The sequence below is a fragment of the Nitrogeniibacter aestuarii genome, assembly GCF_017309585.1.
In the GTDB taxonomy this organism is placed as follows: Bacteria; Pseudomonadota; Gammaproteobacteria; order Burkholderiales; family Rhodocyclaceae; genus Nitrogeniibacter; species Nitrogeniibacter aestuarii.
Genome location: NZ_CP071321.1, coordinates 2,033,204 through 2,060,070, shown reverse-complemented (window position 1 = coordinate 2,060,070; position 26,867 = coordinate 2,033,204). Strand labels below are relative to the sequence as shown.

The following is a 26,867-nucleotide window of genomic DNA, read 5'->3' as shown; positions in this document are numbered from 1 at the left end:
CTGCAGCCTGTCGTACCCATATCTAGTGGCCGATCCAGAGCACCGGCACGATTCGGACTCGGGACATCCACGGTCTGTTGGAACGAGGAGCCTATGCCATGCCGTCAGCCCTGACTTATCCCGGCGTCTATATCGAGGAAGTGCCCAGCGGGGTGCGCACCATCACCGGGGTTGCAACCTCAATCACCGCGTTTATCGGACGCGCCCTGCGCGGGCCGGTGAACGAGCCGGTACGCGTCCAGAGTTTTGCCGAATTCACGCGCATCTTCGGCGGTCTCTGGCAACCGGCCCCGATGAGCTATTCGGTCAACCAGTTTTTCCAGCACGGCGGCAGCGACGCCCTGATCGTGCGCGTCTTCAATGGCGACATTGCCGGCAGTACTGCAACCATCACCCTGGCCACCGACGGCACGGCGCTCGTGCTCGAAGCGGCCAGCCCTGGTCTGTGGGGCAGCAACCTGCGCGCCACGGTGGACCACGACACGGCCGACTCGTCGGACCTGACGCTATTCAATCTGCTGGTGGAAGAACTCGACGTGCCCGGTGGCACTGCCATTGCCAGCGAGCTGTTTCGCAACGTCTCGACCAACGTCACGCATCCGCGCCATGTCGATACGGTCGTCAACGCCCAATCGGCACTCGTGAATGTGCGCACCAGCACCGGCGATGGCGCACATCCGACCGACGCGGCCGACGTGGCCGCTGCCGGCAATGCCACGGACGACGGCAGCGCCATCACAAACGCTGAAGTCGAAGGCGACCAGAACGCCCGTGAGGGCATCTACGCGCTGGAAGATGCCAACCTGTTCAACCTCATGGTCATTCCGCCGCTCGATCGCAACACCGATGTGCCGGACTCCACCTGGGGCATTGCCGCCGGTTATTGCCAGGATCGGCGCGCCATGCTCATCGTCGACTCGCCTGCCAGCTGGTCGGAGGGCGCCTTGAACGCCGCGAACATCACCGGCGACCTGGACACCTTGCGCGGCATCATCGGCAACGCCCAGGCCATCAATGCCATGGCCTACTTCCCACGCCTGCGCATGCCGGACCCGCTGGCCGAAAACCGGCTCGCGACCTTCGCCCCGTCCGGGGCCATCGCCGGCATCATCGCCCGCACGGATGTCCAGCGCGGGGTGTGGAAGGCCCCCGCCGGACAGGAGGCTTCACTCTCCGGCACCCGTGGCCTCACCTACACCCTGACCGATGCCCAGAACGGCATCTTCAATCCCCTGGGTCTCAACTGCCTGCGTACCTTCCCGGTCACCGGTCATCTGGTGTGGGGCGCACGCACGCTTGCCGGCGCTGATGTACTCGCTTCGGAATGGAAATACATCCCCGTGCGCCGACTGGCCCTGTACATCGAAGAGAGCCTCTTCCGTGGCACCCAGTGGGTGGTGTTCGAGCCCAACGATGCCCCCCTGTGGGCACAGATCCGGCTCAACATCGGGGCCTTCATGCAGACCCTGTTCCGTCAGGGCGCCTTCCAGGGCAGCAGCCCCAAGGATGCCTACTTCGTCAAATGCGATTCGGAAACGACCACCCAGAACGACATCGACCGCGGCGTCGTAAACATCGTGGTCGGTTTCGCCCCGCTCAAGCCCGCGGAATTCGTGGTGCTCAAGATCCAGCAGATGGCTGGTCAGATCGACGTATGACCACCCCTACGTTCGCTTCGCTCTCTGCCCCCCGAGGGGGCTGCGCCCATCTTTGGGGCGGCCCGGCGGATGAGCGTCCCTTCGAAGACCGCAGTGAGTTCTAGGAGAAACACCAATGGCACAGTTCAGCGTCAACGCACAGCGCTTCGACCCGTACAAGAACTTCAAATTCCGCGTCAAATGGGACGGCCGCTACGTGGCCGGCATCAGCAAGGTGGGCGCACTCAAGCGCAGCACCGAACTGGTCGAACACCGCGAAGGCGGCGACCCGTCGATGACGCGCAAGTCGCCCGGCCGGACCAAGTTCGAGGCCATCACTCTGGAGCGCGGGGTCACGCACGATGTGGAATTCGAGCAGTGGGCCAACAAGGTGTGGAATTTCGGCGCCGGTCTGGGTTCGGAGACCTCGCTCAAGGACTTCCGCAAGGACCTGATCATCGAGGTCTATAACGAGGCCGGCCAGCTGGCGATCGCCTACAAGGTGTTCCGCTGCTGGGTGTCCGAATACCAGGCCCTGCCCGAACTCGATGCCAATGCCAATGCGGTGGCCATCCAGACCATCAAGCTCGAGAACGAGGGCTGGGAACGTGACTACGACGTAACAGAGCCGTCCGAACCGAGCTACACCGAGCCGGCGTAATCGTCATGAGCATCATCGACCCGGCGCGCTTGCTCGCGGTCTGGGAGACCGGCGCTCGCCGGCACCCGATCGACCGGGCCTTGCTGCTGTTCGCCCTGGCCCGCCCCGAGGCGGCGCCCGACGCCCTCGCCGACGAGCCCCTCGGCATGCGCAACGCGGCCATCATGCGCTTGCGCCAGCAGTGCTTCGGCGACGCCCTGCCGGCCTGGCTCGATTGCCCCGAATGTGGCGAGCGCATGGAGTTCGAACTCGACCCGGCGATGCTGCCCCCCGCCCCCACCACCCGGCCGGCGCCCTTCGACGTCGCGGGCTTGCGCTTTCGGGTTCCCTCAAGCCGGGACCTGCTCGGCACACTGCACACGTCCGATCCGGAACAGGCCGCCATCGCGCTGCTGCGCGCCTGCCTCGACCCGGACGGCGGTGCTGAGGGTGAGGCAACCGAACTCGCCGCGCTCATCGATCCGGTGGGCGACGCCATGGATGCCATCGACCCGTGGGCCGATCTCTCCTTGACGATGCCCTGCCCGGCCTGCGGCACGGGCGTCACCGCCAGTCTGGACGTCGCTGCCTACTTCTGGGACGAACTGGATCGACACGCGGGCAGATTGCTCGACGACATCCATCGACTTGCCAGCGCCTATGGCTGGTCGGAAGCGGCCATTCTTGACCTCAGCCACACCCGCCGCGCGGCCTATCTGGCGAGGATCAATCCATGAACACCTTGCTCAGACGTCTCGCAAGCACAGCATCAGAGCGCCCTCGCGTGAGAGCGGCGGCCGCGTTGCCCTACCAGGCGCCGCCGGCGTTCTCGGAAAATCCCGCCCAGTCGCCCCCGCCGGCCGAGCCGTTTGCGGAGACGGACGGCATCCCCCATGCTCACCCGGCGGACGCTACCGTCGAAGCGGCATCGCGATCAGGATTGAGCACGCCGGAAACCCGCCTGGTCGATCCGCAGCTTCCCGCCCGGCGCGGAGCGACGCCGTCACGAGTCCAGGCGCCAGCGCCAAGCGATCTCCGAGTTCAGGAAGACATCAGGACGGTGGCAGCCCCCGCGCCCATCGCGACCGACGCCGCTTCTCGGCTCCGCACCGAACTGGAAGACGCTCAACAGGTCCATGCGCCGGATCTGTCGCCGCACCTGGACGCCGATCCCTCTCGCGAGCAGACACGCACCCGCGAGACATTGCGCCCACAGCCCCGCGCAACGCACGCCGGCACGCCCATGCCGATGCCCGCCCCACTGGTCCGCCCCGACGAACATACGCCCACGCAACAACAGGCGTTCTCACTGGCCGCGGCACCATTGAGCGATGCGGGATCAAATGTTCATGAGCCCACCGAGGTGCACGTGCACATCGGCCGGATCGAGGTCACGGCCGCCGCGCCCTCGACGCCGCCCGCCAAACAGAGGCGCAACATGGGCAAAACCCCCATGTCGCTTGAAGACTATCTCGCACGCAAACGCGGAGGTGGCGCATGAGTTCGGCACTGGCGATTGCGGGCGTCACCCAGGTGCTGCGCGACCGGCTCAACGACGGCGTCGTTGACCATGACGTGGCCGCGGTCACCGGCAGTACCGTCTCGGTGACCACACTGGCACCGGACCGGGTGCTCGGCGGCGAGGGCAGCGAGTCGTCGCAGCTCAACGTGTTTCTCTATCAGGTGACCCCGAACACCGGCTGGCGCAACAGCGATCTGCCCTCGCGCGACGGTAGCGGACGTCACCGGCTCACCAACGCGCCCCTGGCGCTCGATCTGCACTATCTCATCAGCGCCTACGGCAGCGAACCGCTGCACCGCGAGATCCTGCTCGGCTACGCCATGCAGCTCATGCACGAGTTCCCGGTCATCACCCGTGACATGATCCGGCGCTCGCTCGCCCCCTCGCCCGATCTGGGCACCGAGTTGCCCTCGAGTCTGAGGGCGCTGGCCGAATGCGGACTGGCTGATCAGGTCGAGAGTCTGAAGATCACGCCGCACTTTCTCGACACCGAAGAAATGTCGCGATTGTGGACGGCTACCCAGTCGCATTTCCGCCCCAGTGCGGCCTACCAGATCTCGGTCGTGCTCATCGAGGCACAGCAAAGCACCCGACCGAGCCTGCCCGTGCTCAGTCGCGGCGAAGTCGATCCTGTCTCCGGCCGCGAGCGCGGCGTCGTCGTGTCGCCGTCGATGGTGCCGCCCTTGCCGACCATCGAGGCCGTGATGCCCGACGGCGCGCAGACGGTCATCCAGCTCGATGCCGGGGTTCGACTCACCGGGCACCACCTCGACGGCACGGCCCGTGAGGTGCGGCTGAGCAATGAGCGCTTTTCCATCACGCAGAACGTGGCCGCCAGCGGCACCAGTACCGGCGGGCATATGGATTTCACCATTCCCGCCAGCGCGGCCGCCGATTTTCCAGTGGGGGTGTACGACGTCTCCGCACAACTCGTGATGCCCGATGAAACCAGCCCCCGCACCAGCAACCGCCTGGGCGCGGTGATCGCCCCGAACATCACCAATCTGCCCACATCGGTTGCACGCGACGGCAGCGGCGACGCGCAGATCACCATCGACTTCACCCCGCAATTGCGCCCCGGCCAGACCGTCTCCCTGTTGCTCGGTCAGCAGGAGTTGTATCCGGAGAGCTTCGTCGCGCCCACCGCCAGCCTGGACTTCATTGCCCGGGACGCCACGCCGGGCGCCTACCTCGCCCGCCTGCGCATCGACGGCGTCGACAGCCCCATTGTCGATCGCAGCACCACGCCGCCCACCTTCTTCGACCTGCGGGTGACGATCACATGAACGCGCCGCTTGAACTGGACTGGACGAACGCGAACCAGCAGTACCTGGCCGCCGAGTTCGCGCGCTTGCGCGCGCTGCTGGGTGATGGCGATCTCGATGAAGCCAACTACGCGCTGGCGGCATGCCGCGACCACCTTCCGGCGCCGGCCGCCATTGACGCGCTGGCCACGAGTTTTTCGCTCTCCCCTTTCGAACGGGATATCGTCCTGCTTGCCGCCGGGATCGAGATGGACGCGGGCATCGCCAAGGTCTGCCAGCAGCGCACTGGCGAGGCCTTCGTCACCTTCAGTCTGGCCCTGTCCACGCTGATCGAGCCGCACTGGAGTGCCATCGTGCCGACCGCGCCATTGCGACGCTGGCGCCTGATCGAAGTGGACGACAGCCACGGGCTGACAAACGGGCGCATTCGTCTCGCGGAACGCGTGCTGCATTTTCTGGCCGGGATCAATACGCTCGATGCCGGGCTTCAGGCGCTGATGCAACCCGCAACCCCGGTCGGCTTGCTGGCCGACGAGCACCGCGAGCATGTCCATTCCATCGTCGGGCACCTGGAACGGCAAGGCGCCCCCCGCACCATCGTGCAGCTATGCGGCAGCGACCGGGCTGCCCAGCGGGATGTGGCCCGCAGCGTCACCGATGCGCTGGCGATCCGCCTGCTCTGCCTGGACGCAGCCCACATTCCCGCCGAGCCCGGGGATTGTGCAGCACTGGCCACGCTCTGGCAGCGCGAGGCCATGCTCCTGGGTTCGGCCCTGCTCGTCACCGAGGCGGAAGACCATGCCAGCGCACTTGCGGGCCTGCTTCGGCAGATGCAGGGGCTGGTCTTCATATCAACCCGTGATCCGCTCAATCTCGACATGCCCGCTCATGTCGAACGCATCGACAAACCGGATTTCGCCAGCGAGCGTGCGCTGTGGCGTCGTGCGCTGGCAGACGCCGCGCCCGCGCTGAACGAAACCATCGAGGCCCTGTCCGGGCGATACAGGCTGGGTGCACGTCGCATCGACCAGATTGCGGCACTGACGCGCACGCTGCCGCACGAACAACTGCCCGAAGCACTCGACCGGCACTGCGGCGGTGACGATGCCGCCCTGCTCGAGCTTGCCCAACGCATCACGCCGCGCGCCGGCTGGGCGGATCTGGTGCTGCCGCCCAGCCAGCGGCGGACGCTTGAACAGATCGTCGTGCACTATCGGCAGCGCATCCGCGTGCTTCACGACTGGGGCTTCGCGCGCAGCAGCGAACGCGGGCTCGGGCTTGCCACCCTGTTCGCCGGCGAATCGGGCACCGGAAAAACCCTGGCCGCCGAGGTGCTCGCCCATGAACTGCGGCTGCCGCTCTATCGCATCGACCTCTCATCGGTCATCAGCAAATACATCGGCGAGACGGAAAAGAACCTGCGCAAGGTCTTCGACGCTGCCGAAGACGTGGGCGCCATCCTGCTGTTCGACGAGGCGGACGCCCTGTTCGGCAAGCGGAGCGAGGTCAAGGACAGTCACGATCGCTACGCCAATATCGAGGTCAGCTACCTGCTCCAGCGCATGGAGTGCTATCGCGGTCTGGCCGTGCTCACGACGAATCACCGCGCAGCCCTCGACGCCGCCTTCAGCCGACGCCTGCGTTTCGTGGTTCAGTTTCCCTTCCCGGACGCCAGTCAGCGTGAAGCGATCTGGCGCGGCATCTTCCCGAAGGAAACGCCCACCCAGGGGCTCAATTACGCCAGGCTCGCCCGTCTGAACGCGGCGGGCGGCACCATACGCAATATCGCGCTGGGTGCGGCCTTCCTGGCGGCAGAAGCGGGCTCTCCGGTCACCATGGCATTGCTCCAGCAGGCCGCCCGCGCTGAGGCCGGCAAGCGTGACGTGCCCTTCTCCGAGGCGGAAACGCGGGGGTGGACATGACCCGCATCGTTGTCCACATCGACCGCATTGTCCTCACGGGGCTGGATGCCGACTTCGGTGACGCCTTCCGGGCGGCGCTCGAGCACGCCCTGGTGGAGCAATTGAATCAGCCAGGCGTTACATCTGCCCTGAGCGAACAGCCCCGTCGCGCGCGCCTGAGCGCCCCGGCCACACCCGCTCGGGATGCACGCGCCACGGCGGATGCGGTGACCCGGGTGCTGGTCACGGGAGCGGGTCATGAGTGAATTCATGCACGCCCCTCAGCGATCCGGCAAGGCCGTCGCCAGCGACGTCCGCCAACGCCCGAGTCAGGCGACACGTCGCCGGCCCGCCCGCCACCGACATGATGCCCTGGAGCGCGAAGCCGACCGGACGGCCACACAGGTCATGGGGGGCACGGATGCGACCTGCATGGAAGCGCCGCCGCTTGGTCGTGTCCGTGGCAACACATCGGCGTCCATCGACCACGCCCCTGCCATCGTGACGCACGCGCTCAACAGCGCGGGGGCCACCCTGCCGGGTGCTGAGCGCGCGTTCTACGAGGACAGGTTCGGGCATGACTTTCATCAGGTGCGGATTCACCACGACGCCCAGGCTGACCGGTCGGCCCGCGCCGTCAATGCGCAGGCATACACCGTCGGTGAGCATGTGGTATTCCGCCAGGGCCACTTCGCGCCCGGCTCATCCCGCGGGCGTGAATTGATCGCCCATGAGCTGGCTCATGTGGTTCAGCAACGTACCGGGGGGGTGAGCATCATCCAGCGCGCGGTGGTGGACGATGTGCGGGACAAGCTCTCGTATGGCTTCCTCGACTGGGCCATCACCGACGAGGAAGCCAATGACGCGCTGGCCCTGCTGGGGACGATTCCCGAGGCCGACCTGCCGGCGCAACTGGCGTTGCTGGGCACCAAGTACGTCACCCGATTGGTCGACAATCTGCCCGATGCTGCCAAGAGCGGCGAGGTCTACAACCGCATCGTCAAGAGCCTTGGCGTCGCCGGCACCGGCGACTATGTGGACGAGCAACTGAGTTTCGGCCTGTTCGACTGGGGCATCTCCAATGACGAGGTGGCCCGTGTGTTCAACGTGATGGCCAACCTCCCCGACGGCGAGCGTGAGGCTTTCCTGACGGATCTGGCGGCATCGAAAAATCTGGACCGCCTCCTGCGCAACGCCTCCTACGGGCAGTTCCAGATGTACATGCTCCCGTGGATGAACGGCCTGACCGCCGGCGCGCTCGATGACGACCAGCGCCGCGTGATGCGCACCGTGGCCAAAAGAGCGCCGGACGCACCGATCGACATCCTCACGCGTGCAGCCGAAATTCGGTACGACGTCACCGTCGGGCCATCCACAATGACCAAAGGCACCCCGGTCGCCCCGGACGCCGACAAGCTGCGCCAGACCTACATGGCACTCGACAACCTGCCCGATGCCCATGTGGCGGGCAACCAGTTCATCCAGCGCATCGGTCAGTTCGAAGAGGCGGAGAAAGACAACGGTTCGATCACCCGTGGACGCTTCAGCGCGACCCAACGGGAACTGGCCTCGAACACGCGGGCGGACGATGTCATCAACACCATGATCCATGAGACCGGACACGCGGTCGATGAACAGCTTGGCTGGAGCAACGGCCCCGAACCGGCCAAGCCCGAACGGGGTGGCTGGAAGGAATACGCCAGCCACCGCGACTGCGCCGTCGACATGGTTCAGGACGCCGATGGCGGCATCAAGAACGTGCTCAAACCGACCCAGCGCGGCAACGTCATCAATGACATGACTGCCGCCATGGGCGCGCAGTCAGCCGAACATCTCAAGCGCGACGTCAAGGCGCATCCCTGGTTCTCCGCCCTGCCGCGTGCCGACCGTGGCGAGGTGCTCGACGATCCGGCGCTCGAAGCCATTCCGGTAGGTCTGGACACGCCGTGGTTCGAAACGACCAACGGCGGGGAGCACCTGGGCGACCACATCTACCAGCAAAGCTACGGCAAGACCTGGGTGCGCTACATGCATGCCGCGCGCGACCGCATGATCCGGCGCTATCAGTTCCGCGACGCCGGCGAATGGTTTGCCGTGTGCTACCGCGCCTATTACGACCCCGACAACAAGACCAAGGGCGAGCTTCTGCAGGAGAAAGACCCGAACACCAAGCTGTACTTCGACACCGTGGTCGACAAACTCGCGGCGAGCCGATGACATGACCCGGCCACCCCAGGAGATGAAGATGAGCTCAGGAATCGCAGGCCGTGAAGTACAGGCCATCGTCTGGCGCACCGGAGACGCATCGTGGGCATGAGCTCCTCCCCCCGCATCATCAAGGCCGGCATCGTGCTCATCGAACCGGACACGGGCAAGACGCTGCGCGTCATTGCCTTGCAGTACAACCCGGAAAAACTCACCCGCTCGCTGCAGATGCAGGGCATGGACGATGGCTCGGACAAGTCCGAAGCCCTGCGCCTGAAAGGTCCGGCCATCGAAACCTTCAAGCTCGAGGCCGACATCGACGCTGCCGACCAGCTGGAGTTTCCGGGCCAGCACGCCACGGTGGTCGAAGCCGGCATCGGCCCGCAACTGGCCCTGCTCGAATCGCTGGTCAATCCGAGTTCAAGCGAGCTGCGCGCGCGCAACGAACTGGCCTCATCGGGGGTGCTTGAAATCGCGCCGGTCGAGGCCGCATTGCCGATTTTCGTGTGGGGTCCCAACCGCATCGTCCCGGTCAAGGTCACCGAGTTTTCGATCACCGAAGAAGCCTTCGACACCAATCTCAATCCGATCAACGCCAAGGTCAATCTGGGGCTGCGCAGCCTCACCATCGACGACCTGGGCTTCGATCACAAGGGCGGTAGCCTGTTCATGGCGTATCTGCAGTCGCGCGAAAAACTGGCCGGCAAGGCGGCCACCTTCGGGTTCGACTCGCTCGGCATCGGGGGCCTGCCATGAACCCATGTGCACTCACCCAAGCCCCGTGTGGCGAGGAGGCGGACTCATGACCAGCATGGCGGACTATATCGTTCTGCGGGATTCGCCCTTCACGCTCGAACCGGGCGAAAGCAAGGAACTGTCCTGCTTTCTACCCGACGACATCGCCAACGCGAAGCTGATCATCGCATACAAGGCCCGGGCGTTGTCGAGTCCGCCGCTGGGACCGGGCACGACGTTGTCGATCCGCCCGGGACACATGCCCGGCAACATCGAGACCATCGAACTCAACGACGGCAGCGTGCACGGATTGTGGGAGACCTTTCCGGTCTCCCTGACCAGCACCCTGCTCAAGAACATCTTCGTGTTCACGTCCGAGGGCGGCCGCATGCGCATCTCGGACGTGATCCTGTGGTTCCAGCGCAATCCCGACACGCCCGTGCGCACCTCCGGAGGCTGACAAATGACCGATCCCATCAAGGCGTTCATGCAGGCCCATGCGCTCACCACCCCGGCGTTCGCGCCGGACAGCCGCTATCACGGTCTCGACACCGCGCAGTGGACGCGACCCGACGGCACCCCGGTGAGCTTCGTGCGCCGCCGTTTCGTGCCCCCGCCCGAAGCCCACGCGCTGCTGCGCGAGCATGTGGTAGCCGCCGGGGACCGCATCGACAATCTCGCGGCCCGCTATCTGGACGACCCGCAACAGTACTGGCGCCTGTGCGACGCCAATGCGGCCATGCGGCCGGAAGACCTCACCGACACGGTGGGCACCACCGTGCGAGTGACCCTGCCGGCCGGCGTGCCCGGAGGCATCGATGAGTAGTGCCCTGCACCTGAGCCTGCTGATCGGCCCGGTCATCCCCGTGGCGGCCCCCGCCTTCATGATCGACGCCCTCGATCATGTGGAGGTCACCTCGGCGGCCGGTCAGGTCAGTGGGTTCCAGCTGCGCTTCAAGGTCACCAGCAAGTCGGAACTGAACACCATCTTCCTGATCGCCGGCGCCCAGAACTCGGGGCCCTACACACCGCCCTTGCGGGTGGTGCTCATCGTCACCCTGGGCGGTCGTCCCGAGCCGCTGTTCGACGGCGTCATGACCAACATCGAGGTGCAGGCCGGCCAGCAGGGCCAGCCCGGTTCGATCACCATCACCGGCGAAGACCTGACCCGGGTGATGGATCTCATCGACTACTCGGGCACCCCGCTGCCCATGCCCATTCCCGCCCGAGTGGCCCTGCTGTGCAGCAAGTACGCCGCCTTCGGCCTGCTGCCCCTGGCGATCCCCGAGCTGTTTCCGGACGCCCCGATCCCGGTCGAACGCATCCCCTCGCAACAGGGGTCCGACCTGGCCTACATCCGTCGCCTGGCCGAACAGGTGGGCTACGTGTTCTACATCGAACCGGGGCCCGAGCCGCTGACCAACGTCGCCTACTTCGGGCCCGAGATCAAGGTCGGCCCGCCGCAGCCGGCGCTCAACATCGACATGGACAGCTTCACCAACGTGGAGTCGCTCAACTTCAGCTTCGACCCCACCAAGGGCGTGCTGCCCATCGTCTTCATCCAGAACCAGATCACCCGGGTGCCGATCCCCATCCCCATCCCGGATCTGAACCCCCTGCAGCCGCCGCTGGGCGTGATCTCCACCCCCCTGGCCAACATCAAGATGATGAAAGACACCGCCAGCATGAACCCCATGCAGGCCATCTCCGCCGGCCTCAACGAGTCGAAGAAGTCCCAGGACGCCGTCACCGCCAGCGGTTCTCTCAGCGTGATGCGCTACGGCCGCATGCTCAAGGCGCGGCGGCTGGTGGGCGTGCGCGGCGCGGGCATCGCCTACGACGGGCTGTACTACGTGAGCAAGGTCACCAGCACCATCGAGCGGGGCAAGTTCGAGCAGCAATTCGACCTCACCCGCAACGGGCTGGTGTCGATCACCCCGAGGGTGCCGGTATGAGCCAACAACAGTTCTTCGGCAAGTACCGGGGCACGGTGCTGAGCAATCTCGATCCGCTGCAGCAAGGCCGCCTGCAGGTTCAGGTCCTTGATGTGGCCGGCATTGGCGCCGTGAACTGGGCCATGCCCTGCGTGCCGGTGGCGGGTCTTCAGAACGGCATGTTCGCCCTGCCCGAGATCGGCTCCGGTGTGTGGGTGGAGTTCGAACAGGGCGACCCGGACAAACCCATCTGGGTCGGCTGCTTCTACGGCAGCGCGGGCGATGTGCCGGCTCTGGCCCGTGCCACGCCGCCGGGCGTCCAGGCCATGACCTTCCAGACCATTCTGCAGAACGGCGTCACCATCTCCGACCTGCCCGGCCCGACCGGGGGCATCATGATCAAGAGCGCCACGGGCGCCTCGATCATCGTGAACGACACCGGCATCTACATGCAGAACGGCAAGGGGGCCATGATCACCCTGGTCGGCCCGGCCGTTGACATCAACAACGGCGCCTTCACGGTGATCTAGGAGCGCGCAGATGCCCGGACCTCTCCTCCATGTTGGCGCCACCGTGCTGTGCAGCCATGGCGGCACCGCCACACCGACCACGCCCAATCCACGCGTACTGGTCAGCGGTCAGCCCACGGTGACCATGACCGCCCCCTACGTGATTGCCGGTTGCCCCCTGAATGTCGGTGGCGCGCCGGTGCCCTGCGTGACCGGGCAATGGGTGGTGGCCGCCACACGGGTCTTTTCCAACGGCCAGCCGCTGGTCCTGATGGACAGCCAGTCGGTATGCACGCCCAACGGGACGCCGATGATGCCGGTGCAGGCACAGATGCGCGCGATCGGGAGCTGAGCATGAACAGACGAATGCACTTCCCTTACCAGATCGACGGACGCGGCCGCACCCGCGAGGCCGACCAGGCCACCTGGGTGCGGGGCCTCATCGAACAGGTGCTGTTCACGGCGCCCGGCGAGCGCGTGATGCGCCCGACCTTCGGCAGCGGACTCAACGAGCTGGTGTTCGCCCCCAACAGCCCCGAGCTGGCCGCGACCACGCAATTTCTCATTCAGGGCGCCCTGCAACAATGGCTGGCCGACCTCATCACCGTCGAGCGTGTGGCGGTCTCGGCGGTTGAATCGACCCTCACGGTGGAAGTGAGCTACCGCCTGCGGCGCACCGACGAGTTGCACACCGACACCTTCACCCAGGGAGCCGGCGCATGATCACCCGCTACACCTGCTGTGAAGAACACCGCCGCGCTGCCGTCGATGCCCATGCCACACTCAACGGCATCGACTGGCTCGAAGTGCTCGATGTGGACGCCCCGCCGGGCAGCCCGCGTCAGCAAACCCTGATGGTGCGCTTGCTCAAGGCACCGGCCATCCCCATCAATGCCTCGAACGTCACCATCGGCGGCGGCGAACGTATCCGTCAGATCGAGGTGGACTGGGTGGCCACGGCCGACGCGCCGCCCCCCTCGGCCACACCGGCTGAAACGGCCTTCTTCACCGGCCTGCCCGAGGCCGATCATGTGCTGCTGGTGCGCACGAACGTCAGTGGCGATTTTTCCACCTACACGCTCAGCCTCGCGCAAAGCGGACATCCGGCAACGCCACTGCAGGATTTCGACCCGCGCCTGTCCTCGGTCGCCTTCTCGTTCAAGGTGGAATGCCCGAGCGAATTCGATTGCAAACCCGTCCATGACTGCCCACCGACCCCACCGCCCGACCCCGATTTGAACTATCTGGCGCGGGACTTCGGCAGCCTGCGGCGCCTGCTCATCGACCGCATGACGCAGCAGATGCCCGGCTGGCAGGACCGCAGCCCCGCCGATCTGGCCACGACACTGGCCGAACTCATCGCCTACGTGGGCGACCTCAAGCATTACCAGCTCGACGCCATCACCACCGAGGCCTACCTGCACACCGCCCGCAAGCGCACCAGCCTGCGCCGCCATGCCTTGCTGGTCGACTACCGGGTGCACGAGGGCTGCAATGCGCGCACCTGGCTGCATGCGGATGTGACCGACAACGGCTTCGATCTGCCGGCCGGCGTGCGCTTCTATACCCGTGTCCCGGGCCTGCCCACCGTCATCACCCCCGACTCACGCGATGAACGCGCGGCACGCCAGGCCGGAGTGAAGGTGTTCGAGCCCATGGTGCCCATCACCCTGTACGCGGACCACAACCGCTTCGACTTCTACACCTGGGGCGACCAGCGCTGCTGCCTGCCCAAGGGCGCCACGCGGGCGACGCTGGTGGGCCACTGGCCCGATCTGGCCGTCGGCGACGTGCTCATCTTCGAAGAGGTGATCGGCCCGGTCACGGGCGACGCAGCGGATGCCGACCCGGCCCGGCGTCATGCAGTGCGCCTCACGAACGTGCGCGTCTTCGGGTCGGACACCGATGGCGATGGCAATGCGCTGCCGCTGGTCGACCCGCTGCCCAATCCGGCATCGGGGGAACACACCCGGATCACCGAGATCGAATGGCATGCCGACGACGCCTTGCCCTTCCCCCTGTGCATCTCGGCCATCACCGACGACGCGCATGGCAGCACATTGATCGAAAACGTCTCCATTGCCATGGGCAACAACCTGCTGGTCGATCACGGTGAATCGCTCAGCGATGTCGCGCTGGGCGCGGTACCCGACGCACTGCTGCATTACCCCGCCACCGGCACCGACAGTTGCGACCGCAGCGCGCCGATCGCCCTGCCGCCGCGCTTCAGCCCCGCGCTGCCCGACGGCCCACTGACCTGGCAGGGCACCATCCTGCGCCAGCTTGACGAGGACGGCATCGCCATCACCTCACGCGCCCCCTTCGACCCGCAGGCCAGTGCCGGTGCCGCGATGACCTGGCGCACCGCCGACGCGCTGCCGCAAATCCAGCTCGACGACGACAGCGGCGACGGCACCCCGTGGACGCCCGCGCATGATCTGCTGGCCAGCCACGCCACCGATCAGCACTTTGTCGTCGAGACCGAAGACAACGCCTTGCCGAGCTTGCGCTTCGGCGACGATGTGCACGGTCGCCGGCCTGACAGCGGTCTTGCCTTCACGGCCCGTTATCGTATCGGCAACGGCCCGGAGGGCAACGTGGGGGCCGACAGCATTCGTCACGTGGTGGCCACCGACAACCGCTTCGAACAGCTGCGCAACCCGCTGCCCGCCATGGGCGGGACCGCGCCCGAAACCAAGGCGCAGATCCGTCGCCGCGCGCCGCACGCCTTCCGCACGCAGGAACGCGCAGTCACCCCGGCCGACTACGCCGAAGTCACCGAGCGCCTGCCCGGCATCCAGCGTGCCGCCGCCACCCTGCGCTGGACGGGCAGCTGGCATACCGTGTTCACCACCGTGGATCGCGACGACGGCGCCCCCGTGACGCCCGACTATGCCGACACCGTGGTGGCCCACCTCGAACGCTATCGCATGGCCGGCCACGATGTCCGGGTGGACGAGCCCAGACATGTGTCGCTCGAGATCGAGCTGGAGATCTGTGTCGAACCCAGCTACTTCCGCAGTCATGTGCGTCAGGGCCTGCTCGACGTGCTGAGCAACCGCACCCGCAGCGACGGCACGCTCGGCCTGTTCCACCCGGACAACTTCAGCTTCGGGCAGACCGTCTATCTGAGCACGATCTACGCGGCGGCCCGCTCGGTGGCCGGCGTCGGCTCGCTGCAGGTCACGCGTTTCACGCGACAGGGCGACGAGGACCCGATGCCGCTCTCGCAAGGCATCCTCACCCTGGATCGACTCGAAATCGCCCGTCTGGACAACGATCCGAACTTCCCCGAGCACGGCGTCCTGCGCCTGAACCTGCACGGAGGCAAATGAGATGACCCGCCCCGAGGACACGCAAGATTGCCAATGCTGCGCCGGCACCGACGCCAGCACGCCGGCACGGGTGAGCAATCCGCCCGGGCTGAGCGAGATCCGCTATCGCGTGGGTCGCCATGGCGAATTTCTCGAGAGCATGAAGGCGCGCCTGTCGAGCACCGACTACCCGGCGCTGGCCGCGCTGGGCACGCGCGACGGCAGCGACTTCACCCTCGCCATCGCCGACGCCATGGCCAGCATGCTCGACGGCCTGAGCTTCTACACCGAGCGCTATGCGCAGGAACATTTCCTGCGCACCGCCACCGAGCGCCGGTCGGTGGTCGACATGGCCCGGCTCATCGGCTACCGCCCGGCCCCGGGTGTCGCCGCCAGCACCCACCTGGCCTTCACGCTCACCAGCGTACCGGGCGTCGCCCTCGACCCGATCACCATCCCGGTGGGCACCCGGGTGCAGAGCGTGCCGGGCCAGGATGAAACGGCACAGACCTTCGAGACCGTCGAAGCGGTCCCGGCACGCGCCGAGTGGAACGCCATCCCGGTGCAACAGACTCGCGCTCTCAAGCCGGCCTTCGGCGATCGCAGCCTGTGGCTGCGGGGAACGGACACGGGGCTTTCGGTGGGCGACACCCTCCTCATCGTCGGCGCGGAGCAGAACAAGGACCCGCAGGCCGAGCGCTGGGATGTGCGCACGATTCAGCGCATCACCGTCGATCAGACCCGCCAGCTCACCCGGGTGGACTGGCAGGTGGGCCTGGGCCACACCAAACCCTTCGTCCTGCCGGCGGAACAGGCGGTGCGTATCTACACCTTCCGCAAGCGCACCAACGTGTTCGGTGCCAACGCGCCGGACTGGAAGGTGCTGGGCGAAGAGGCCAAGCTCGGCTATCTGGGCATCGGTCAGCCCAGTGATGCACAGGCCGCCTTCGATGCCGCCGAGTGGCCCGATTTCAGCGCCCTGGCCCCTGAATACCCGGAGCGACGCAGCACCGGTGGCAGCATCACGCAACACGCACCGGCCACCATCGAAGCGGTCATGGCCGCGGCCACCAGTGCGGCGCATACCACGGCCGTGAGCGCCATGCATCGCGCCGCCACCTCCGGCATCGGCGTCCTCAGCGCAGGCTCGCAGATTGCCGACAGCGCCCTGGGCATGAGCCGCCAGATGGCCGAAGGCATGACCGAAATCGCCGGACTGGCCGCCAACGACGTGGCCGAGCGGGCCATGCAACTGATGCAAACCCAGGCACAGGCATTTTCCGGGCTGTTCAACTCCGCCAACTTCGTGCTCGAACAATCGGTGTTCGGCAACGCGATCCAGACCGTTCGACAGCATGTGCTCTCCCTGCCCAACCAGATCGAGTCCTTCGCCCAGCAGGGGGTCACCGATGTCGAGGCCGTCTGCCGCGCCGTGCTCGACACACTGGCCAACGCCCTGTCGGTGCAGATGCCTGCCAGCATCCCGCCCGACCTGAGCGAGGCCTGGCAGGCTGGCGTGAATGCGGTCGGCGACGTGGTTGAATCCACGGATGAATGGCTCGACCAGATCGACTTCACCAATCCGGCCGAATGGGCGGACGCCTTCGGGCTGGCGCTCGACGCCGTGCTCAATGCGGTGTCCCCGCAACTGCTGGCTGCCAAGCAGACCCTGAATCGGGTACAGGAGAAGATCGGCGAGCTGAGCCCGCAATTGCCGTCCGACCTGCCCGGCGACGTGGTCACTGCCGTCATCGACAACCTCAAGGATGGCATGGGCGAGCTGGATCTGTCCGAACTCGCCTCTCGCCTGGCCAGCGGCGATTTCGGCGGCACACTGACCAATCTTGAAAGCTGGGCATCCAACCAGTTCGCCAATGGTGCCGCCATTCCGCAGGAGATCATTCGGCTGCACGAGCGCATGGCAGGCTCGGTGAGTGCCGTTTTCAACGCCCTGGGTGGCCAGGTCAGCGGATTTGCCCAGGATGCCCACAGCGCGGTGAGTCAGGCCGCCGGCCTGCTCAACCCCACCGCCGCGCTCAACATGCTGGGCGACCATGCGCAGCGCCTGCGGGAACACGCCGCCGACGCTGGCGCAGCCACGCTGAGCGCGGCGGCCAGCGCCGAAGTGGCTGCGCTGGTCACCGCCGCCATGAGCATTGCCCGACAACTGCCGGGACCCCTCGCGATTCAAACCCCTGAACAGGCCGCCGCCATCGCCTTGCACTTTGCCGCGCTGGGCGTGCGCCGGGCCGGCGGCGAGGCGCCCGTGCCGGATCTGCCCGCCGTGGCCGGTCAGACCATTTCCGCCATCGAAGCGGCCTTGCCCGCCGAGATGCTCGCCCCGGTCGATCTGCTGGCCCAACCCCTGCAGGACATCGTGGCCGACATGGATCAACTGCTGTCGGCGCCGCGGCAGGCCACACAAACGGCCTACCTGCAGATCGCCGCCGGTGTCGAAAAAGCCCTGGTGGGCAGTTTCACCACGCTCAACGGTCCGAGGGGCGCGCTCGTTCGGCAGCCCGACACCATCGATATCACGCCGGTGGATGACAAGGTCGTCACCCAGGGCTGGGCCTTGCTATCCGTACCGCACTCGGTCGAGTTGTACCGCATCACGCAAGCAGGCGTGGCCAGCCGTGCCGAGTACCTGCTGTCAGGCCAGACCACCCGCCTGACACTCAGCGGTGAGCTGCCCGATGGCCGGCTGCCGGCTGAATTCGAACACGCCCCGCGCACCCTGGCGGTCCACGTCCAGAGCGAAGAATTGCCACTGGCCGCCACACCGGTGGCGGCCCCCGTGTATGGCCAGACCCTGGCGCTGGAGCGCCGGGAGACGGATCTGTCGCCGGGACAACCGCTGGCCCTCAGCGGCACCCGGCAGCGCATCCGCATCGTGGCGACGGACAAGGACATCCTGTTCCAGCCCGACGATGGCGACGAACGTCCGCTGGCCGAAGGCGACAGCCTGCAACTCATGGCCGCGCCGGTACGGCTCGTGCCCGCCACGCTCACACTCAGCTATTTCGCCGTGTCGCCGTCCCTGAGCAAGCAGTTCAAGACCAGGGCTCTGGGCATGTCCCTGAACCGTTTCAGACTCAAGACTCCGTCCCCAACCGCAATTACGTTCTACACGCCGATCACGCTCGCGCCCGACACCTTTGCCGCGTTTCTCGGCAGTACCTCGATCCGCCTGCGCCTGCGGGTGCTCGACCGCGATGGCTCGATCGGCACCGTGAGCCTGCGCGCCGCCGACATCGCGCTCGACCCGGCCCGCAAGGATGACGAGCTCGTCCGCGAGATCGTCTTTGTCGGCGAGCCGGTCGACAGCGTCGAGCACGACCGCGATCGCACCACCTTGTCTCTGACCGAGGCCACCACCCACGTGTATGTGCGTCTTGGCACCGCGGTCAATGCCAACGTGGCACCCGCCACCCATGGTGAGCGTGTGGAGGCGCTGCTGGGCGATGGCGACGGCGCCCAGGCGAACCAGCGCTTCATGCTCAACCAGGCGCCGCTGACCTACGTCAGCGCAGCCACCCCGAGCGGGCGCGCCTCGACGCTCGAAGTGCGCGTCAACGACATCCTCTGGGAAGAAGCGGACACCCTCTACAACGCCGACGCCAAGGCCCACCGGTTCGAAACGGCCCAGGACGACGGCGGCGTGACCACCATCCGTTTTGGCGATGGCATCGAGGGCGCCCGACTGCCTGGCGGCAGCAGCAACGTGCGCGCCAGCTACCGCAAAGGTATCGGCGTGGCCGGCAATGTCGGTGACGGCAAGCTGACCACCCTGCTCAGCCGCCCACCGGGTGTCAGCGACGTGGTCAACCCGAGCCCGGCCACCGGCGGCGAAGACCCCGAGACCCTCGATCAGGCCCGCGACAACGCGCCACTGACCGTGCTGACCCTCGACCGTGCCGTGTCGATCGTCGACTACACCAACTTCGCCCGCGCCTTCGCCGGCATCGACAAGGCGCACGCCCTGTGGATTCCATCGGGCCCGGCGCGGGGCGTGTTCGTCACGGTGGCGGGCATCGAAGGGGCCAGCGTGCCGAGCACCAGTGCCACCTATGGCAGCCTGCTCGACGCGCTGGGGACCTATGGCGACCCGCTCATGCCGATCCGGTTGGCCGACTATCGCGACGCGCGCTTTCAGACCCGGGTGGCCGTGCTGGTCGACGCGGCTTTCGAACAGCAAAGCGTGCTCGACTCGGTGACCGAGACTCTGAGTACCCATTTCGCCTTCGCCCGTCGCGAGTTCGGACAGACCGTGTCCATCGACGAGGTCGCCGCGGTAGCACAAGGCGTCAGCGGTGTCGTGGCGGTGCATGTGGTCACCCTGCACAGCACCGGACAGCCGGCCAAGGCCAACGCACGTCTCTTCGCCCAGTTGCCCGTGGCCACCCTCGACGGTTTGCCGCTGGCGGCCGAGCTGCTCACACCTGCGGACGACGGCATTGTGGTGGAGGTGATGCAATGAAAGACAACGCACGCGAGCTGTTCGAGCTGCTCCCGGCCATCCACCGCATCCGCGACGCACAGCTGGCCCAGACGCAGGGACTCGAGCGCGGGCCACTTGAAGAGCTGATGGCCGTGCTCTCCGAACAGCTCGATATCGCCGAAGAGAGCCTGGCGCAGTGCTACGACGACCTGTTCATCGAAACCTGCGCCCCCTGGGTCATTCCCTATATCGGCGATCTCATCGGGTATCAGCCCCTGCTCAACACCCGGGCCGAGGCCGACGGCAGCCGCGCCGACATGGCCAATGCGCGTGCCGAGGTGGCCCATGAAATCGCCCTGCGCCGCCGCAAGGGCACCGCGCTTGTGCTGGAGCAGCTGGCGCGCGACGTCACCCACTGGGACGCCCGGGCGGTGGAATATTTCCAGCGCCTGTGTACCCACCAGTACATGAACCACGTCAGGCCGGGCAACCTGCAAAGCCCCGACCTGCGCAAGGGCGCCGCGCTCGAATGGATCGGCACCGCGTTCGAGCCTGTCAGCCGCAATATCGACGTGCGCCACATCGAGAGCCGCCGTGGCCGCCACAACATTCCCAACGTCGGCCTCCACCTGTGGCGCCTCCGGGGTTATCCGCGGCGGTTTGCGCCCGCCACGCGCGAGGCACCGCGGCTGTACCGCTTCAGCCCCCTGGGGCACGACACCGCGCTGTTCAATCACCCGGTGGCGGAAACCGACATCGCCCATCTGGCCGAGCCCGACAACGTGCCCATGCCCCTGAGCCGTCGCCGGCTCGCCGAGCACAAGGACCGGCATGTGGGCATTCGCGCCCAGGCGGACGCGCCTGTCGACAACCCGTCACCGGCCATCCGCCTGTGGGTGGATGGCGTCGAGATCGAACGCCATGCCATCCATGTCTGCCATCTTGGCGAACACGGCGGCGCCTGGGCGCATGTCCCCCCGCCCGACGACAGCTATGCCATCGACCCGGTATCGGGCCGCATCGCCCTGCCCGACAATGCCGACGATCCGGCCGAGGTGCGGGTGACCTGGCATGAGGGCTTCAGTGCCGACATCGGCGGCGGTGAATACGAGCGTGGCGAAAGCCTGCCGGCCGTGTCGGAGGACGTCACGGTCATTCGCGTCAATGCCAGCGACCCGATCGACGGCGACGTGACCGACCTGCCCTCGGCGATTGCGCTGATCGACGGCGACACCCTCATCGAAATCAGGGACAACAGCCGCTACACCGGCCCTCTGGACATTCAGCTTGCCGCCAACGCCAGCCTGGAGATCCGCGCACGCAACGGCTACCGTCCCATTCTGGCGCCGGACGCGCTGACCATTGGCGGCGACGAGAACAGCAGTTGCCGCCTCAATGGCCTGCTCATCATCGACAGCCCGCTGAGCGTGCCGGCGGGCCGGCTGCTGACCAAACTCGAGCTGCAACACTGCACGCTGGTGCCCGGACGGGCACTGGACACCGATGGCACGGCGCTGCATCCGGACGAAGCGAGTCTGGAGGTGCTGGCGCCCGGCGTGGCGGTGGAGATTTCGGCCTCCATCGTCGGCGCCATCCGGGCGCACGAGCACGCCAGCGTGCGGCTCACCGACAGCATCGTCGATGCCAACAGCAGCCAATCCATGGCGTACTGCGCGCCGGCAGACGAGGCGCCCGGTGGCATGTTCTCCGCCATCGGCAGCACCGTGATCGGGCGCATCCACGCCACTCGGTTCGAGCTCGTGTCCAACAGCATCCTCTTTGCCGCGGCACCGGAAACGAGCCCGGACGCCGCTCCCGTGCGCACCGAGCGCAAACAGGTCGGCTGCGTGCGCTTTTCATGGTTGCCGCTGGCCTCGATCGTGCCGGCGCGTCATCAGTGCCAACCCACGGCCGCCGACCCCGACGTTCGCCCCCGCTTCACCTCAACCGCCTTCGGCACACCGCCGTATTGCCAGCTGACCGGCAACACCCCGGCGTCGATCCGCATGGGTGCTGACGACGAGAGCGAAATGGGCGCTTTTCATCACCTTTACGGCCCGCAGCGCGAGACCAATCTGGGCATTCGCCTGGCGGAATATCTCCGCGTCGGTCTGCGTGCCGGCCTCTTTCACGAATCTTAAGGGAGTCCTCACATGAGTTTCGATCTGAGCCGTATCCGCTTTGACGCCCGCCGGGACTTTCTCGGGGTCGTCATGCAGCAGGGCCGGGTCCAGCTTGACGCGGACTGGAACGAATGGGTGTCCCAACTGGCGCGTCGCATCCAGGCCGGTACCCTCGACACCTTCAATGGCAGCGTCGTGCCACGGACGACACCCGACGCGTTCCATATCGACGCCAGCGGCGGCGCGCTGAGCATCGGTGTCGGTCGCATGTACGTGGATGGCCTGCTGGCCGAAAACCACGGTGCTGCGCCACTGGCCTGGGAGCCCCGCCTGGCCGGGCTGCAGGGCACCGAAGCGGTCGACTACGCGGCCCAGCCCTATCTCCCCAATCCACCCGAGCTGCCGCAGAGCGGACGGCATCTGGTCTATCTCGACGTGTGGCAGCGCGCCGTCACCGCCGTGGAAGCGCCGGACCTGATCGAACCCGCCGTGGGCATCGACACCACGGGGCGGCTGCAGACGGTGTGGCAGGTCAAGCTGCTCGAAAACGTGGGCGACATCAATTGCGCCACCCCGGACGAGGACATCCCCGGCTGGGCTGCGCTGACGGCCCCCTCCGCCGGGCGTCTGAGCACCGGGACGGCCGTGCCGGATTTCGAGCCGGATCCGTGCCGGATCGCGCCCTCAGCAGGCTACCGCGGCCTTGAAAACCAGACCTACCGGGTGCAGGTCCACACCGGCGGCCCCCTGGGCACGGCCACCTTCAAGTGGTCGCGCGATAACGCCAGCGTCAGCACGCGCGTGACGCACATCGACTCGGCCCGAACGACGATCACGGTCGAGAGCACCGGCCGGGACGAGACCCTGGGTTTCAATGACGGCGACTGGATCGAGATCACCGATGACTGGCGCGAGCTGCATGGGCTTCCCGGCGAGTTGCGACGCGTGACGCTCGTGGATATCAATGCGCGGACCTTGCGTTTCGAGCCGGCCCTCACCAATGGCCTCTTCCCCACCGGCGGCGATGACGAGACCGACCCGCTGCGCAATACGCGCATCACCCGGTGGGATCAGGGCGGCGAAGTGCATGCGGCCGACGGCAGCGTATTTACCGACCTCAATGCGCTCGGTGCCGTGGGCGACATCGATATCCCGCCCGCCGGCACACAGCTCTTTCTGGAACACGGCATCGTCGTCGAGTTCGACCTCGACCCGGCGGGCGGCGAATTCAGAAGCGGTGATTACTGGGTCTTCGTGGCGCGCAGCAGCACCGGGGACATCGAAGAGCTCGACAGCGCACCGCCACTGGGCATCCATCACCACTATGCGCGGCTGGCCGTTGTCGACCTGCCCGAGGACGAAACCGACTGTCGCACGCTGTGGCCGCCCATCAGCGACGGCGGTGGCTGCGACTGCACCGTGTGCGTCAGCGCCGAAGACCACAACAGCGGCACCCACACCCTCCAGCAGGCCATCGACAGCATCAAGGATACCGGCGGTACGGTGTGCCTCGGCATCGGGAGCTATGCCATCAGTGCGCCGATCAACATCCATGACGGCCGCTCACTGCGCGTGCGTGGTCAGGGCTGGGGCACCATCCTTCAGGGCGGACAAACCGGGGGTCTGATCGACATCGATGACACCAGCGGCATCGCGCTTGAGAACCTCACCCTCATGGGCTCGGGGGGCAACGCCGACACGACGGCCATGATCGCCGTACGCGACAGCATCGATTTTCGCGCCGAGCACATCAATGTGTTGGGCTTTGCCGTCGGAGACGGCACCAGCGTGGGAATCGCCCTGACCGGCAATGTGCTGGGCGCGCGCATCAGCGACTGCGCCATCGTGGCCGAGCGCGGCATTTCGGCCCTTGCGCGGGAAGGCGCCAATTACGCGCTCACCGGCGAACTGCGCGCCGAACGCAACCTGTTCTTCTGCAGCCAGCATGCCGTGCATCTGGCCGGCGCCAGCCTGCATGCAGGCAATACCCGCATCGACGACAACCTCATCTTCAATGGCAACCGGAGCGCCCTGCTCGCCACCGGCGCCGTGCTGCCCGGCTCGACCCTGGCAGTCACGCGCAACAGCATCTTCACCAACGGCGACGGCATCATCGCTGGCGTCGATGCCCTGAGCATTTCGGATAATGAGATCAGCGGCTGGGACGACAACGGCCAACACGGCATCGTTATCGAAGAAGGCCTCGATCCGGTCGCCATTGACGCCTTGCGCATCAGCGACAACCGCATCCGCCATCTGCAGGGCAACGCCATCAGCCTGAATGCGCCCATCGGCACGGCCATGATCACCCACAACCAGATCGACGATATTGGCCTCAGTGCGCTGCTGATGGCCGACGCAGCCGAGGCGGCCCATCTGGTCTTTTCAGCCAATCAGTGCTCGCGCGTCGGCCAGACAGTCACCGGCGACGATCTGGCCTACGCAGCCATTCAGCTGGTGCACATCACACGTGGCGACATCACAGACAATGCCCTCGGCTATGTGGCATTGAACAGCACCGCCGCACCCGCCGTGGATGGCATCCGGATTCTCGGCTGCGAAAAGATCGCCATCGATGGTAATCGCCTGTTCGGCATCGGGCCGGTACGAAGCGCTGGCGAGGTCACCGGCATCCGCATCCTGCCCCCGTTCGACCGCATCAGCATCGTGTCCAACGAGGTGGAGCGTCGAGGCGACGAGGCACAGCAACTGAACACGACGGACTGGCAAGCGATCCGCATTCACGCCGGCGTCCGCGCACCCAGCCCCGCCATTGGCTCGGTCACCGCCTTTGTCGCCGCCGAAACGCACTATGTGCTGACCGCTTCGCGATTGCGCGCCCTGCCGGGCTGGCGTCCCGATGTGAGCATCCGTGGCAACCAACTGAGGGGCGAGCAGCTTGCAGAGCGAGTTGCCGAATGCCGCGGGTTGTTCAACATCCAGTTCTCGGAGAACACCTGCGAGACAGACTCCCCGGGCGCCACACCCAATGTCGCCCTGCTCGCCGCCCGCACCGTGACCGCCAATCACAACCTACTGCTCGGCGTGGGCGACCAGCACACCCTGCACGCCATCCCGGGCGGCAAGCAAGCCATTGTCATGGGCAACACCAGCACCGGCATGATCGCCACACCGGGCGCCGGGGCCGTACCGAACGATCTGAGCCTGACCAACATCATCGGAATCTGAGGAGCAGTAACATGCCAATTGCCACTTTCCGGGGCGAGAAATCGGTCGCCGACATTGCGGACAAGATGTATTCCCGACTGACACCCAATCAGCGTGAAAAGGCCACGGCGGAACTGCTCAGGGCCAATCCGCAACTCAAGGATCTTAAAGCCGTCGCACCGGGCGCCGTGTTGCGTATTCCCACCTTGAAGGACATCCGCCCGAAAACCACCCGAAACCTTGAAAACCCCGATGTCCAGCTGGCCAACAGCCTGGCCGAGGCCGTCTCGTCGTTTGCCGATCGGATCGACAGCCATGTCACCAACGCACTCGGGGCGGTCAAGACACAGCAGGCCGAACTCAAGAAAGCGCCGGTCAAACGCGTTCTCGACGCCGAGCCGACCGTCCGCAAGCAAGTGGAGGTGATGTCGAAATCACTGACTGCTCGCACCAAGGGCCTCGAAGCGCGCCAGTCCGATCTCAAGGCCGCGCTCGGGCAGGCCATTGCGCGTCTGGAAGGCAAACCGCGGAAGTAAGGCAGACCCACGCATACCGCGTCTTACCCTGCTAAGCTGAATCAGTCTGTCTGTCCAACGGAGGTCAGCATGAGCGTATCTGTCGACTATTACTTTGCCCTCAACTCGCCATGGAGCTACATGGCCAACGTGCAGTTGCCCGATCTGCTCCATCGGTACAACGCTGAACTGAAGCTCAAACCAGTCCGCATGGGGCCTCTCCTGGAAGCCACGGGCGGTCTGCCATTGGCGAAACGCTCGGCGCAGCGACAGGCCTACCGTCTCCAGGAGCTTGGACGCTGGGCCCGACGACTCAACATTCCACTCAATCTGGAACCCGCCCACTTTCCGGTCGACGAGCGTCTGGCCGCAGGTGTGGTCATCGCGGCAATGGAAGATGGGCACGACGGCCTCGAACTGGCGGAAGCCTTTGGTGCCGCCATCTGGGTTCAGAATCACGATCTGTCCGACGAAGCCGTGATCGGGGAGATCCTGGCCAGTGAGGGACTGCCTTCCCTGCTGATCAATGAAAGCCGGGCTCAGGCCATCGACAAAGCACTGGACAAGAACACCGAAGAAGCCATTGCCGCGGGGGTCTTCGGCGTACCGACTTTCATTGTCGCGGAGCACATTTTCTGGGGACAGGACCGAATCGACTTTCTCGAGGAAGCGATCCGCCAGGCAAGCTGAACCGGCTGCACCTGACAAAATAAAAAAGCCCCGAAGCATTTCGCTTCGAGGCTTTCTGTTTTGGGGCGACATACCGGTTTCGAACCGGTGACCCTTGGAATCACAATCCAATGCTCTACCAACTGAGCTAATGCCGCCGCCGTTCTTGGAACGGCGCCATTGCGCCGTTCATCAATCTTGGCCTGCCCGGCAGGGATCGAACCTGCAACCCCCGGCTTAGAAGGCCGGTGCTCTATCCAATTGAGCTACGGGCAGATTCCGCGCGGGC

Annotated in this window: 21 protein-coding genes and 2 tRNA genes; 21 read left to right on the top strand and 2 right to left on the bottom strand. The window is 66.1% G+C overall.

The features are described from left to right. The first annotated feature begins 98 nt into the window (after positions 1-98). The 21 genes from J0W34_RS09495 (at position 99) to J0W34_RS09395 (ending at position 26,599) form a co-directional block, all read left to right on the top strand. A complete protein-coding gene (locus tag J0W34_RS09495) occupies positions 99-1,658 on the top strand; it encodes a phage tail sheath family protein (protein WP_230971500.1) in 1,560 nt (519 codons plus the stop codon). A 115-nt stretch (positions 1,659-1,773) separates the two neighbouring features. After that, positions 1,774-2,298, top strand: coding sequence for a phage tail protein (locus J0W34_RS09490; RefSeq protein WP_230971499.1), 525 nt, complete (start codon positions 1,774-1,776; stop codon positions 2,296-2,298). 5 nt (positions 2,299-2,303) lie between these two features. Next, positions 2,304-3,014, top strand: coding sequence for a hypothetical protein (locus tag J0W34_RS09485; protein WP_230971498.1), 711 nt, complete (start codon positions 2,304-2,306; stop codon positions 3,012-3,014). Beyond that, the gene (locus J0W34_RS09480) at positions 3,011-3,778 is read left to right on the top strand and encodes a hypothetical protein (RefSeq protein ID WP_230971497.1); all 768 of its coding nucleotides are present in this window, start codon (positions 3,011-3,013) and stop codon (positions 3,776-3,778) included. The genes J0W34_RS09485 and J0W34_RS09480 overlap by 4 nt, the downstream gene beginning before the upstream one ends. After that, positions 3,775-5,085 (top strand): DUF4255 domain-containing protein, encoded by a 1,311-nt coding sequence (locus tag J0W34_RS09475; protein ID WP_230971496.1) that lies wholly within the window; start codon positions 3,775-3,777, stop codon positions 5,083-5,085. The genes J0W34_RS09480 and J0W34_RS09475 overlap by 4 nt, the downstream gene beginning before the upstream one ends. Further along, positions 5,082-6,986 carry an ATP-binding protein gene (locus tag J0W34_RS09470; RefSeq protein ID WP_230971495.1) on the top strand — a complete coding sequence of 635 codons (1,905 nt, stop codon included), beginning with the start codon at positions 5,082-5,084 and terminating at the stop codon, positions 6,984-6,986. The genes J0W34_RS09475 and J0W34_RS09470 overlap by 4 nt, the downstream gene beginning before the upstream one ends. Beyond that, positions 6,983-7,231, top strand: coding sequence for a hypothetical protein (locus J0W34_RS09465; RefSeq protein ID WP_230971494.1), 249 nt, complete (start codon positions 6,983-6,985; stop codon positions 7,229-7,231). Before J0W34_RS09470 ends, J0W34_RS09465 begins: the two co-directional genes overlap by 4 nt. Further along, positions 7,224-9,182, top strand: a complete 1,959-nt coding sequence (locus J0W34_RS09460) for an eCIS core domain-containing protein (protein WP_230971493.1) — start codon at positions 7,224-7,226, stop codon at positions 9,180-9,182. Before J0W34_RS09465 ends, J0W34_RS09460 begins: the two co-directional genes overlap by 8 nt. A 96-nt stretch (positions 9,183-9,278) precedes the next feature. Then, positions 9,279-9,926, top strand: a complete 648-nt coding sequence (locus J0W34_RS09455) for a hypothetical protein (RefSeq protein WP_230971492.1) — start codon at positions 9,279-9,281, stop codon at positions 9,924-9,926. A gap of 46 nt (positions 9,927-9,972) precedes the next feature. After that, complete coding sequence (locus J0W34_RS09450; protein ID WP_230971491.1) at positions 9,973-10,365, top strand: hypothetical protein; 393 nt, start codon at positions 9,973-9,975, stop codon at positions 10,363-10,365. A 3-nt stretch (positions 10,366-10,368) separates the two neighbouring features. Further along, positions 10,369-10,731 carry a LysM domain-containing protein gene (locus tag J0W34_RS09445; RefSeq protein WP_230971490.1) on the top strand — a complete coding sequence of 121 codons (363 nt, stop codon included), beginning with the start codon at positions 10,369-10,371 and terminating at the stop codon, positions 10,729-10,731. Then, on the top strand, positions 10,724-11,860 hold the full coding sequence (locus J0W34_RS09440; protein WP_230971489.1) for a hypothetical protein: 1,137 nt from the start codon (positions 10,724-10,726) through the stop codon (positions 11,858-11,860). Before J0W34_RS09445 ends, J0W34_RS09440 begins: the two co-directional genes overlap by 8 nt. After that, on the top strand, positions 11,857-12,369 hold the full coding sequence (locus J0W34_RS09435; RefSeq protein WP_227814771.1) for a phage baseplate assembly protein V: 513 nt from the start codon (positions 11,857-11,859) through the stop codon (positions 12,367-12,369). The genes J0W34_RS09440 and J0W34_RS09435 overlap by 4 nt, the downstream gene beginning before the upstream one ends. Positions 12,370-12,379: 10 nt before the next feature. Then, on the top strand, positions 12,380-12,700 hold the full coding sequence (locus J0W34_RS09430) for a hypothetical protein (protein WP_227814772.1): 321 nt from the start codon (positions 12,380-12,382) through the stop codon (positions 12,698-12,700). A gap of 2 nt (positions 12,701-12,702) precedes the next feature. Further along, entirely contained in the window at positions 12,703-13,071 is a 369-nt protein-coding gene (locus J0W34_RS09425) for a GPW/gp25 family protein (protein ID WP_227814773.1), read from the top strand. Further along, positions 13,068-15,683: a putative baseplate assembly protein gene (locus J0W34_RS09420; protein ID WP_230971488.1), complete on the top strand. Its 2,616-nt coding sequence runs from the start codon at positions 13,068-13,070 to the stop codon at positions 15,681-15,683. The genes J0W34_RS09425 and J0W34_RS09420 overlap by 4 nt, the downstream gene beginning before the upstream one ends. Position 15,684: 1 nt before the next feature. Further along, positions 15,685-20,142: a putative baseplate assembly protein gene (locus J0W34_RS09415; protein WP_230971487.1), complete on the top strand. Its 4,458-nt coding sequence runs from the start codon at positions 15,685-15,687 to the stop codon at positions 20,140-20,142. Beyond that, positions 20,139-22,244 carry a hypothetical protein gene (locus tag J0W34_RS09410; protein ID WP_230971486.1) on the top strand — a complete coding sequence of 702 codons (2,106 nt, stop codon included), beginning with the start codon at positions 20,139-20,141 and terminating at the stop codon, positions 22,242-22,244. Before J0W34_RS09415 ends, J0W34_RS09410 begins: the two co-directional genes overlap by 4 nt. 12 nt (positions 22,245-22,256) lie before the next feature. Further along, the gene (locus tag J0W34_RS09405) at positions 22,257-25,415 is read left to right on the top strand and encodes a DUF6519 domain-containing protein (RefSeq protein ID WP_230971485.1); all 3,159 of its coding nucleotides are present in this window, start codon (positions 22,257-22,259) and stop codon (positions 25,413-25,415) included. 11 nt (positions 25,416-25,426) lie between these two features. After that, positions 25,427-25,930, top strand: coding sequence for a hypothetical protein (locus J0W34_RS09400; protein ID WP_230971484.1), 504 nt, complete (start codon positions 25,427-25,429; stop codon positions 25,928-25,930). A gap of 69 nt (positions 25,931-25,999) precedes the next feature. Beyond that, positions 26,000-26,599: a 2-hydroxychromene-2-carboxylate isomerase gene (locus J0W34_RS09395; RefSeq protein WP_230971483.1), complete on the top strand. Its 600-nt coding sequence runs from the start codon at positions 26,000-26,002 to the stop codon at positions 26,597-26,599. Between the two features lie 61 nt (positions 26,600-26,660). Here J0W34_RS09395 and J0W34_RS09390 read toward each other — a convergent pair. Together J0W34_RS09390 and J0W34_RS09385 are read right to left on the bottom strand one after the other, a co-directional pair. After that, a tRNA-His gene (locus J0W34_RS09390) sits at positions 26,661-26,736 on the bottom strand. Between the two features lie 41 nt (positions 26,737-26,777). Next, positions 26,778-26,854: transfer RNA gene (locus tag J0W34_RS09385), tRNA-Arg, on the bottom strand. Positions 26,855-26,867: the final 13 nt, after the last annotated feature.

Excerpts from the sequence above, each read along its gene's own strand:
- J0W34_RS09495 (WP_230971500.1), top strand. The coding sequence starts at position 99 with ATGCCGTCAGCCCTGACTTATCCCGGCGTCTATATCGAGGAAGTGCCC.
- J0W34_RS09490 (WP_230971499.1), top strand. The coding sequence starts at position 1,774 with ATGGCACAGTTCAGCGTCAACGCACAGCGCTTCGACCCGTACAAGAAC.
- J0W34_RS09485 (WP_230971498.1), top strand. The coding sequence starts at position 2,304 with ATGAGCATCATCGACCCGGCGCGCTTGCTCGCGGTCTGGGAGACCGGC.
- J0W34_RS09480 (WP_230971497.1), top strand. The coding sequence starts at position 3,011 with ATGAACACCTTGCTCAGACGTCTCGCAAGCACAGCATCAGAGCGCCCT.
- J0W34_RS09475 (WP_230971496.1), top strand. The coding sequence starts at position 3,775 with ATGAGTTCGGCACTGGCGATTGCGGGCGTCACCCAGGTGCTGCGCGAC.
- J0W34_RS09470 (WP_230971495.1), top strand. The coding sequence starts at position 5,082 with ATGAACGCGCCGCTTGAACTGGACTGGACGAACGCGAACCAGCAGTAC.
- J0W34_RS09465 (WP_230971494.1), top strand. The coding sequence starts at position 6,983 with ATGACCCGCATCGTTGTCCACATCGACCGCATTGTCCTCACGGGGCTG.
- J0W34_RS09460 (WP_230971493.1), top strand. The coding sequence starts at position 7,224 with ATGAGTGAATTCATGCACGCCCCTCAGCGATCCGGCAAGGCCGTCGCC.
- J0W34_RS09455 (WP_230971492.1), top strand. The coding sequence starts at position 9,279 with ATGAGCTCCTCCCCCCGCATCATCAAGGCCGGCATCGTGCTCATCGAA.
- J0W34_RS09450 (WP_230971491.1), top strand. The coding sequence starts at position 9,973 with ATGACCAGCATGGCGGACTATATCGTTCTGCGGGATTCGCCCTTCACG.
- J0W34_RS09445 (WP_230971490.1), top strand. The coding sequence starts at position 10,369 with ATGACCGATCCCATCAAGGCGTTCATGCAGGCCCATGCGCTCACCACC.
- J0W34_RS09440 (WP_230971489.1), top strand. The coding sequence starts at position 10,724 with ATGAGTAGTGCCCTGCACCTGAGCCTGCTGATCGGCCCGGTCATCCCC.
- J0W34_RS09435 (WP_227814771.1), top strand. The coding sequence starts at position 11,857 with ATGAGCCAACAACAGTTCTTCGGCAAGTACCGGGGCACGGTGCTGAGC.
- J0W34_RS09430 (WP_227814772.1), top strand. The coding sequence starts at position 12,380 with ATGCCCGGACCTCTCCTCCATGTTGGCGCCACCGTGCTGTGCAGCCAT.
- J0W34_RS09425 (WP_227814773.1), top strand. The coding sequence starts at position 12,703 with ATGAACAGACGAATGCACTTCCCTTACCAGATCGACGGACGCGGCCGC.
- J0W34_RS09420 (WP_230971488.1), top strand. The coding sequence starts at position 13,068 with ATGATCACCCGCTACACCTGCTGTGAAGAACACCGCCGCGCTGCCGTC.
- J0W34_RS09415 (WP_230971487.1), top strand. The coding sequence starts at position 15,685 with ATGACCCGCCCCGAGGACACGCAAGATTGCCAATGCTGCGCCGGCACC.
- J0W34_RS09410 (WP_230971486.1), top strand. The coding sequence starts at position 20,139 with ATGAAAGACAACGCACGCGAGCTGTTCGAGCTGCTCCCGGCCATCCAC.
- J0W34_RS09405 (WP_230971485.1), top strand. The coding sequence starts at position 22,257 with ATGAGTTTCGATCTGAGCCGTATCCGCTTTGACGCCCGCCGGGACTTT.
- J0W34_RS09400 (WP_230971484.1), top strand. The coding sequence starts at position 25,427 with ATGCCAATTGCCACTTTCCGGGGCGAGAAATCGGTCGCCGACATTGCG.
- J0W34_RS09395 (WP_230971483.1), top strand. The coding sequence starts at position 26,000 with ATGAGCGTATCTGTCGACTATTACTTTGCCCTCAACTCGCCATGGAGC.